The organism is Nocardia cyriacigeorgica (assembly GCF_010868145.1).
GTDB lineage: Bacteria > Actinomycetota > Actinomycetes > Mycobacteriales > Mycobacteriaceae > Nocardia > Nocardia cyriacigeorgica_D.
Genome location: NZ_JAAGUY010000001.1, coordinates 843,993 through 852,451, shown reverse-complemented (window position 1 = coordinate 852,451; position 8,459 = coordinate 843,993). Strand labels below are relative to the sequence as shown.

Annotated in this window: 9 protein-coding genes and 1 pseudogene; 5 read left to right on the top strand and 5 right to left on the bottom strand. The window is 67.5% G+C overall.

The window, feature by feature from the left end; genetic code table 11:
• Window positions 1–101: 101 nt before the first annotated feature.
• From GV792_RS29210 to GV792_RS03845, 3 genes are read left to right on the top strand one after another with little or no spacing between them, the layout of a single operon-like run.
• Complete coding sequence (locus GV792_RS29210; RefSeq protein WP_218581181.1) at window positions 102–908, top strand: PEP-utilizing enzyme; 807 nt, start codon at window positions 102–104, stop codon at window positions 906–908.
• Window positions 905–1,432, top strand: a complete 528-nt coding sequence (locus GV792_RS03850; RefSeq protein ID WP_163822153.1) for a hypothetical protein — start codon at window positions 905–907, stop codon at window positions 1,430–1,432. Before GV792_RS29210 ends, GV792_RS03850 begins: the two co-directional genes overlap by 4 nt.
• A gap of 3 nt (window positions 1,433–1,435) precedes the next feature.
• Window positions 1,436–1,801, top strand: a complete 366-nt coding sequence (locus tag GV792_RS03845; protein WP_163822152.1) for a hypothetical protein — start codon at window positions 1,436–1,438, stop codon at window positions 1,799–1,801.
• Between the two features lie 75 nt (window positions 1,802–1,876).
• On the opposite strand, the gene GV792_RS03840 is transcribed toward GV792_RS03845, so the two are convergent.
• The 5 genes from GV792_RS03840 to GV792_RS03820 form a co-directional block, all read right to left on the bottom strand.
• The gene (locus tag GV792_RS03840) at window positions 1,877–2,194 is read right to left on the bottom strand and encodes a hypothetical protein (RefSeq protein WP_163822151.1); all 318 of its coding nucleotides are present in this window, start codon (window positions 2,192–2,194) and stop codon (window positions 1,877–1,879) included.
• A gap of 232 nt (window positions 2,195–2,426) precedes the next feature.
• Window positions 2,427–3,041, bottom strand: coding sequence for a GTP-binding protein (locus GV792_RS03835; RefSeq protein WP_163822150.1), 615 nt, complete (start codon window positions 3,039–3,041; stop codon window positions 2,427–2,429).
• On the bottom strand, window positions 3,022–3,396 hold the full coding sequence (locus GV792_RS03830; protein WP_163822149.1) for a DUF742 domain-containing protein: 375 nt from the start codon (window positions 3,394–3,396) through the stop codon (window positions 3,022–3,024). Before GV792_RS03830 ends, GV792_RS03835 begins: the two co-directional genes overlap by 20 nt.
• Before the next feature lie 15 nt (window positions 3,397–3,411).
• Entirely contained in the window at window positions 3,412–3,831 is a 420-nt protein-coding gene (locus tag GV792_RS03825) for a roadblock/LC7 domain-containing protein (protein WP_163822148.1), read from the bottom strand.
• Window positions 3,832–6,252 carry a sensor histidine kinase gene (locus tag GV792_RS03820; protein WP_163822147.1) on the bottom strand — a complete coding sequence of 807 codons (2,421 nt, stop codon included), beginning with the start codon at window positions 6,250–6,252 and terminating at the stop codon, window positions 3,832–3,834.
• A 200-nt stretch (window positions 6,253–6,452) separates the two neighbouring features.
• Between GV792_RS03820 and GV792_RS03815 the strand changes: the two genes are divergently transcribed.
• Both GV792_RS03815 and GV792_RS03810 read left to right on the top strand, forming a co-directional pair.
• A complete protein-coding gene (locus GV792_RS03815; protein WP_163822245.1) occupies window positions 6,453–8,006 on the top strand; it encodes a succinic semialdehyde dehydrogenase in 1,554 nt (517 codons plus the stop codon).
• A 40-nt stretch (window positions 8,007–8,046) separates the two neighbouring features.
• Window positions 8,047–8,457: pseudogene (locus GV792_RS03810) on the top strand (MmcQ/YjbR family DNA-binding protein); the annotation flags it as partial.
• Between the last annotated feature and the right edge of the window lie 2 nt (window positions 8,458–8,459).

Sequence of the window (8,459 nt, the reverse complement as noted above, 5' to 3'; positions counted from 1 at the left end):
ACGTGATCTAGGGGAGGGGAGCGCAACCCATCACAGTCGGGCCGAGCGCGAGCGCACGGCACGCATCGTGCACACTCCTCGCCGACACCGATCCCGGCGAATTGGCGCTCGCGCGGGAGGCATTGCGACTGCGGGCCCGCTGGGTCCATGAACTGAGCGCCCGCGCGGCCTGGGAGCTCGGCGCGCACCTGCACGCCGACGGCGTAGTGGAGGCACCGGATGCGGTGGCGCTGATGCGGTTCGACGACGTGGCCGCCGCCGTCGGTGGTTATACGTCGGTTGCGAGCCGGGAAGCCGTTCGATCGGGTTCGGCGCGGACCCGGTCGGCGCGGGGCACCGGTATCGCGCCCGAAGGGGTGCGGATCGCGCAGCGCCGGGCGGGACGGCACATGATCGTCGGTGCCGAGACCCCGGCATCGAGCGAGCGACATTCCGTGGATTCAGGGCTGGGCGGCGCGCCGCCCGGGTTCGATCAGGTGGGTGCGCCGATCGATACCGCAGGCTCGTCCGAATCAGCCGTGCACCATCTGCCCGCACAATTCCGGCTCGCCGAGGACGGGTGGCCGATTCCGGTCGGGTCTCGCGGCGACCGCGCGGCAGGCGGTGTCGGGGCCGGTGGCGGCGCCGGGCAGGGTGTCGTGCATATGGGTGAGCGCCCACCGGAGGGTTCGGTGCTGGTGGTGCGGCATCTGGATCCGCGCCTTGCGGTGGTGGTGCCGCGTTTGGCGGGATTGATCGCCGAAACCGGAAGCCCGCTCAGTCATGTCGCGATCCTGGCTCGCGAACAGGGAATTCCCGTGGTTGTCGGCTATCCGGACGCGACAAGACGGCTGCCGGACGGTGCGGTCGTCGAACTCGACGGGCGCACGGGTGCGGTGCGGGTGAGTGCAGAGGAGGCGCAGGCATGAACGCACGGGGACTCAGCATGTTGCTGGCCATCGGATCACTGATCGCGACCGGCACATATGTTTTCGTCTACCTGTACCGGTGGGAATGGAATCGTGCCATCCTCACCGCGACTCTGTTCATCGCGGCCGAGATCGCGCTGGTCGCCATGGTGCTGACCAAGCGGCTGCGCGCAATACAACGTGATCTAGGGGAGGGGAGCGCAACCCATCACAGTCGGGCCGAGCGCGAGCGCACGGCACGCATCGTGCACGCCGCGGTCCCGGCGTCGCGGGTCGGATTCGCCTGGCTGGCACGGCCGGATCGGCTCGGTGTGTTCGTTCCGGTACTGCTGGCCGGCGGTGTGCTACTGACCGGCGTGGCCTGGCTGGTGGAACGGATCGCCAAGGTGACGGCGGGCCCGTCGGCCGAACGTCGTATCGTCGCCGGGCTGGATCGGCTACAGCTACCGGAATCCGGCTTTCTGACTCCCGTCCCGGACCGGCTGCACTTGCTCACCGGGCCGTTGGTCGGGTCACGGAGGTGAGCAGTGCGACGTCTGCTCGTCCTCGCGGTACTGGCGATGGTCATCGGAATCGGCATCGCCGCCATGGCATCGAGTATGAAGTTCGAAACCGATAGCGGCCCGGCGGGCAGCCGCACGATCATCCATTTCGATGCCACGGCACGCTCGGATATCCGCGAGCCGGCGCTGCGGCTGTGGCGCGACTGTGCGAGCAACGTCAACCACGTCCGGATCGTGTGGGGCCCTTCGCAGGTCGGTGAGTACTGGACCGTCGTACTGGAGCCGGCGCTCGGTACCCACACCGAGCGCCGGCTGATCGGTTGCCTCGACGATCTGACCACCGACGGCATCCTCGGCCGCCCGCTCAAAGCCGAAGACGTCGGCCCGTGACGCTTGCTCCCGGGCTCCCGCGGAACAGCGGTCCGGAGTCGCCGTGTGGCACAGGACCGGTCGCGGCCGTGGGCGCTACCGGTCCTCGCCGATCACCTCTTTGACCTCGCCGCACCGGACGACCTCGTTGCCCTTCTTGTTGCCCGGCACCCGGATCGTGATGACGGAGTCACAGGTTCCCTGGTTGCCGACGCGGTGGATGTAGACATGCCGGGGCACGTCGCAGCGGTTGCGGTAGTACACCGTCGTTGTCAGCGTCCCAGGGTGGTACGAGTAGGAAATGCAACCACTGACGCCCTCTTCGGCGGAGGCCGCGGGCGCGGTGGCGAGCGTCAACCCGATGGACGTGGCGGCAATGGCGAGACTCGTGACTACCCGATGTGCTGTGCGCATGTAATTCCGTTCCTTGACGACAGATTCGGCGCGCCAGTGTACGAATCCGCAGGTGGCGTCATCAAACCGTAAAGTTCTTTATGGTGGGAAGGCCGGAGGCGCACAGTCGGCCCCCGGCACGCATCGGCATCGGTACCGATATCCCGGTGCCTTGGCCGCCGGGTGTTCACGCTCCGGTCATGCACCGCCCGAGCCCGGCGTGATCCTGCGGGAACCGGGCGGTGCGGGCGGCTCACATGGTGACGTGCGCCCGGGTGGCTCGGTCGATGAGATGCTCGATCAGGCTGAGCAGCACGTTCTTCGACGACACGCGGTCGCGTGCGTCGCAGAGCATCACCGGCGTCTCCGGATCCAGATCGAGGGCGTCGCGCACTTCGTCGGTGGTGTAGCGGGGTGCGCCGTCGAAACAGTTGACCCCCACCAGGAACGGCAGTTTGCGGCGTTCGAAATAGTCGATCGCGGCGAAGGAGTTACCGAGCCTGCGGGTGTCGGCCAGCACCACCGCGCCAAGTGCGCCGCGGGCGAGTTCGTCCCACAGGAACCAGAACCGGTCCTGGCCAGGTGTACCGAACAGGTACAGGACAAGGTCGCTGTCGATGGTGATCCGGCCGAAGTCCAGCGCCACCGTGGTCGTGGTCTTCGACTCGACACCGGATAGGTCGTCGACACCGGCGCTGACCTCGGTGATCATCTCCTCGGTGCGTAGCGGCGTGATCTCGCTGAGTGCCGAGACCAATGTCGTTTTGCCGACGCCGAATCCGCCCGCGATGAGAACTTTCACCGAGGCCGCTAGGTGGGGCACTCCGTTCGGGTCGAGCCGGGCAGGGTCAAATTTTTCGGATTCCATCCAGTACCGCTCGCAATACGTTGAGGTCGCCGGGCCCGGCCTCCGGTTGCACCGGAGCCCGGAAGATCAGGTGCCCGTCACCGATCAGATCTCCGACGAGAATCTTGGTCACTGCCAGTGGCAGTTTCAAGGTGGCTGCCACTTCTGCCACCGATCGCGGCTGCACACACCCCGCGACGATCTGCGCGTATTCGGGTTCGACACGCCGCATGGTCGGTGCGGGACGCGCCGCCACGACCGCGGTCAGCATGTCCAAATCGTGCGCGGCGCCCATCGTGCGGCCGCGCGTCACCGCGTACGGCCGCACCAGCGGACCCGCCGCTTCGTCGAACCACGGCTCACCCATACGCGTCATAACGAACTCACCACATCACCGCTGCGGTTCGACCTCGGCGGCGCCGTTGCGCGCGGTGGTCGACAGGTAGTTGCCCACCCGTTGCACGGTCAGGTTCATCTCATAGGCCACCATGCCCAGGTTCGCTGTCTCGGAGGCCTGTAGGGCCAGACAGGCGTTCTCGCCTGCCGAGGTCACGAACAACACGGCACGGTCGAGTTCGATGACGGCCTGGCGGACGCCGCCACCGTCGAACCGGCTGCCCGCACTGCGGGCCAGACCGTAGAGCGTGGAGGACATGGCGGCGAAGTGTTCGCCGTCCTCACGCACGATGCCGTTGGAATGACCGAGCAGCAGACCATCGGTGGACAGGACGACCGCGTACCGGACGCCGGCCAGCCGTTCGACAAGATCGTCGAGCAGCCAGTTGAGATCACTTGCGGGGGAAGTGGACACTTAGCCTTCCTGTTCCTTCGGGGTCGTGCTCGCCGACGGTGGTGGCGTGACGGGATCGTTCTCGGGCAGCGGCTTACGACCCTGCCTGGTGCCGTTCTCGATGGCCGACATCAGATCTCGGGCCTGTTCGGCCGTGCGAGGTCGTTGCGGGGCGGGCTGCGGGGTGACCGGCTCCGCCAATTGCGGTGCGAGACTAGTCTGCCGGTTGCGTCGAGGTAAAACGGGACGTCCGTCAGCGGTCCGCTCCACCGGCTCGGCAGGCCGCGGTGCGGGCGTCTGCGGCGGATCGGCCAGCAGGGTCGCGGTCGGTGCGGTCGCCGATTCCACGGCGCGTGTGGCCGGTTCGCTCGATGCCGGTAGCGCCGGCCGGCGGCGCGCATGATCGGGCAGGGAGGCGTCGGACGAGGCCGGCCCCGTATCGCCCGGCAGCAGCAGCTTCGACGGCACCAGCACGATCGCGCGCACGCCGCCGTAATCGGATTCGCTCAACCGCACCGAGATCTCGTGGCGGGAGGCCAGCTGACCGACCACGAACAGCCCGAGGCGCGAATCCGCCGACAGCGCGGCCACACCGAAATCGGGTGGATCCGCGAGCAGTTCATTGACCCGCGCGAGCTCGGTGGCGTCCATGCCCATGCCCTGGTCACTGATCTCCACGACCAGCCCCTTGCCGACGATATTGCCGGTGACCTCCACCCGTGACTGCGGCGGAGAGAAGGAGGTGGCGTTGTCGACGAGTTCGGCCAGCAGATGGACGAGGTCGGCGACACCATTGCCGGCGATCAGTGACTGCGGCAGGGTCCCCAGACGCACCCGGGTGTAGTCGAGGGTCTCACCGATCGCGCTGCGGACCAGGTCGATCAGCGGCACCGGGTTGCGCCAGCGCCGCCCTGGCTCGCCGCCGCCGAGGATGATGAGGTTCTCGGCATTGCGGCGTTCCCTGGTGGCCAGGTGGTCGAGCCGGAACAGTGTCTCGAGCATGGCCGGATCCTCTTCGCGCTGTTCGGCGGCGTCGAGGATCTCGAGCTGGCGGTGCACCACGATCTGGCTGCGATGGGCGATGTTGAGGAAGACCGCACGCACACCCTCCCTGGTCCTGGCCTCGGTGATGGCGGCGGTGACCGCAGCGGCATGTGCGTGTTCGAAGGCGGTGGCGACCGCGCCGACCTCATCGCGGCCGAAGTCGAGCCGCGGCGCTTCCTCGATCGGATCGACATGCTCGCCCTCGCGCAGACGGCGCAGCATGTCGGGCAGCTTCCCGTCGGCCAGTGCGAGTGTTTGGTCACGCATGCGCTTGAGCCTGCGGATGAATCGGTTCGCCAGCACCAGCGACACCACGAACGCGCCCGCACTGATCAGCAGGACCGCGATACCGGCGGCCAGCGAGGTCGCGGCGGTCTCGGCGGCGGAATCCCGGGCCAACTGCTGAGCGCGGCGGTTGTGCAGGTCCCAGATGTCGAGCAGCGCGTTGTCGACTTCGGAGACGGCGGCCTGCCATTGCTCGGTCGTCGACGGCAGCGGCGGGGGCTCGTCATCGCTGGTGGTGCTCGAGCTGTTCTTCCGGCCGGAATCGCTGCCTGCGGAGTCATCGGAAGAAGTCTCGGATGATTCGGATGATCCGGGCGGTTCCGGTGGGTCGAGGGTGCGCCGCATCAGCGCATGATCCATCGTCGAGAGTCGCTGCCAGGCTGGGCTTTGCAGCAGGGTCTGCAGTTTGTCCCGGTAGGTCGGTTCGAGTTCGGCTGCCAGCTGGGTCAGCGTCGCGTGAGATGCGCCGACCTGCGCGGTGAATTCCTCCGGTAGCGCGACGACGCCGCTGCCATCGACCAGCGCGGCCCCGGCGATCGCATTGCTGCGGGAGACCGCCTCCATGCCATGGATGAGGCGGGTCGAGAGCGCCAGCTGGACGACGACGGCCGGATCCGGCGCCGACCGCTGTGCCAGCTGCGTGCCGATGATGATGACATCGAGCACTCGGGTGTAGAAGGTGTAGGCGTCCGCGGTAGACAAGGTGCGGGCGTCGGTGCCGTCACGCACCATCTGCACCTGCTGCCCGAGGGTTATGAAGCCGCCGACATTGTCGCTGATAGTCTCGGAGTCCAGTTCGCGCAGCCGATTCGACGCGTCGACCAGTGCCTGGAAGGCCCCGTCGACTCTGGGTCGTGCGGTGGCCAGTCCCGCGGCGGCGTCGGGATCACCGGCCAGGTGAGCGAGGGTGAGCTGTCGTTCCTGCTGGATCGCGTCCAGTAGCTGCCTTGTCGGATCGATGGCGGACTGCATCGCCTCGGCCCACTGCTTGCCGTGATTTCCCCGATCGACCAGGTACCCCGCTGCGCCCACGCCGACCACCAGCAGAGTCAGGCTCGGAATGAGCGCGATCGCCAGTATCCGAGCTCGGACACCGAGCCTCGCTCTGAACATCGGCACAACGTAAACGACATCGTGACCGAATCGGGACTCCGGTCCCGTTGAGCGGGACCGGGTTTGACACCGCCGGCGCCGGGGAAATATAGAATCCGCCTCGCGCCGGACCCTGCGCGAATGTGACACCCGGCACCATCGCACGCGTGGAGTGGGTAGATTGTGTGTACCGACGAGTAACCCCCATCGAGGAGGCAATGATGCCCGCGCCGGAAGCCGACGTCTTCGCCCGACTGAGCGCCCTCGCGGCGATCGACGGCGCCGAGGCACGCCCCACCAGAACCATCACCGAAGTGTTCACCGGACGACCGCTCGGTACGGTGCCGGTCGGCACCGCCGACGATGTCGCCGATGCCTTCACCAGAGCCAGGGCCGCGCAAGCGCATTGGGCTGCCCGACCCGCCGCCGAGCGCGCCGCGGTTTTCGAGCGCTACCGCGCGCTCATCGTCGCCGAGCGTGAGTACCTCATGGACGTCATCCAGGCCGAGACCGGCAAGGCGCGCTGGGCTGCCCAGGAAGAGGTCATGGGCCTGATGCTGGCCGCCCGCTACTTCTCGCGGGTCGCGCCGGGGCTGCTCGAACCACACAAGGTGGCCGGCGCCTTCCCGGTGCTGAACAAGGCGCAGGTGCGGGCCCAGCCCAAGGGCGTCGTCGGTGTGGTCGCGCCGTGGAACTACCCGCTGGTGCTCTCGATCGGTGATTCGATTCCCGCGTTGCTCGCGGGCAATGCCGTGGTGGTCAAACCCGATAGCCAGACCCCGTTCTCCTCGCTGGCCGGCGCCGAACTGCTGTACCGCGCTGGGCTGCCACGTGACCTGCTTGCCGTGGTGACCGGACCCGGCACCGTCGTCGGCACCGCGATCGTCGATTACTGCGATTACCTGATGTTCACCGGCTCCTCCGCCACCGGGCAGACGCTTGCTCAACAGTGCGGCAAGCGGCTGATCGGGTTCTCCGCGGAACTGGGGGGCAAGAACCCGATGATCGTCACCAAGGGCGCGAACCTGAACAAGGTCGCCAAGGCGGCGGTGCGCGCCTGCTTCTCCAACGCCGGGCAGTTGTGTATCTCGATCGAACGCATCTACGTCGAGCGCTCGATCGCCGAGGAATTCACCGCCGAATTCGTCGCGGCCACCGAAGCCGCGAAACTCGGTGTCACCTACGACTTCTCCACCGATATCGGTTCGCTGATCTCCGAATCGCAACTGGAGACGGTGTCCAAGCATGTCGCCGACGCGACCTCCAAGGGCGCCAAGGTGCTCACCGGCGGCAAGCCCCGCCCGGATCTCGGACCGCTGTTCTTCGAGCCGACCGTGCTGTCGGAGGTCACCGACGAGATGGAGTGCGGGCGCAACGAGACCTTCGGCCCGCTGGTCTCCATCTATCCAGTGGATTCCGTCGACGAGGCCGTTCGTCTGGCCAACGACACCGAATACGGTCTCAACGCCAGCGTGTGGGCGGCAAGCACCTCCGAGGGCGAGAAGATCGCCCAGCGGCTGCGCGCGGGCACAGTGTGCGTCGATGAAGGCTACGCGCCGGCCTGGGGTTCCACGGGCGCACCGATGGGTGGCATGGGGATTTCCGGTGTCGGACGCAGGCACGGCGCCGATGGGCTGCTGAAGTTCACCGAGCCGCAGACCGTCGTCGTCACCCGGTTCATGAACCTGGATCCGCCGCCGATGCTGTCGCAGGACAAATGGCAGCGCTTCCTGATGACGATCGCGCGCAACCTACGGTTCCTGCCCGGCCGCTGACCCGTCGCTCCGGCATGCCACCCGGGATTACCCTGGCGGCATGCCGAAGCGCTCACGGCCCGCGCGACCGGCCGATGTGCACGAACTGGCGTCAGCGATGCCGCATGTGACGCGAGTGGATGGACCTCGCGGCAATCCGGTGTACCAGGTCGGCGGCAAGTCGTTCGTCTTCTTCCGCACCCCACGCCCGGATGCCGTCGACCCCGACACCGGGGAGAAGTATCCCGACGTGATCATGTTCTGGGTGCCCTCCGAGGGCGACAAGCTGGCACTGGTCCAGGACCGCGACAGCCCGTTCTTCACCACCCCACATTTCGACGGCCACCCGTCGGTGCTGGTGCGGGCGGCGCACATCGATCGGATCACCCGGCAGGAGCTGGCCGAGGTTATCGCCGATGCGTGGCTCTCGCGCGCATCGGCGCGTCGGGCCCGGCTGTGGTTGGCCGAGCATCC

Excerpts from the sequence above, each read along its gene's own strand:
- GV792_RS03850 (WP_163822153.1), top strand. The coding sequence starts at position 905 with ATGAACGCACGGGGACTCAGCATGTTGCTGGCCATCGGATCACTGATC.
- GV792_RS03840 (WP_163822151.1), bottom strand. The coding sequence starts at position 2,194 with ATGCGCACAGCACATCGGGTAGTCACGAGTCTCGCCATTGCCGCCACG.
- GV792_RS03830 (WP_163822149.1), bottom strand. The coding sequence starts at position 3,396 with ATGACGCGTATGGGTGAGCCGTGGTTCGACGAAGCGGCGGGTCCGCTG.
- GV792_RS03815 (WP_163822245.1), top strand. The coding sequence starts at position 6,453 with ATGCCCGCGCCGGAAGCCGACGTCTTCGCCCGACTGAGCGCCCTCGCG.
- GV792_RS03835 (WP_163822150.1), bottom strand. The coding sequence starts at position 3,041 with ATGGAATCCGAAAAATTTGACCCTGCCCGGCTCGACCCGAACGGAGTG.
- GV792_RS03820 (WP_163822147.1), bottom strand. The coding sequence starts at position 6,252 with ATGTTCAGAGCGAGGCTCGGTGTCCGAGCTCGGATACTGGCGATCGCG.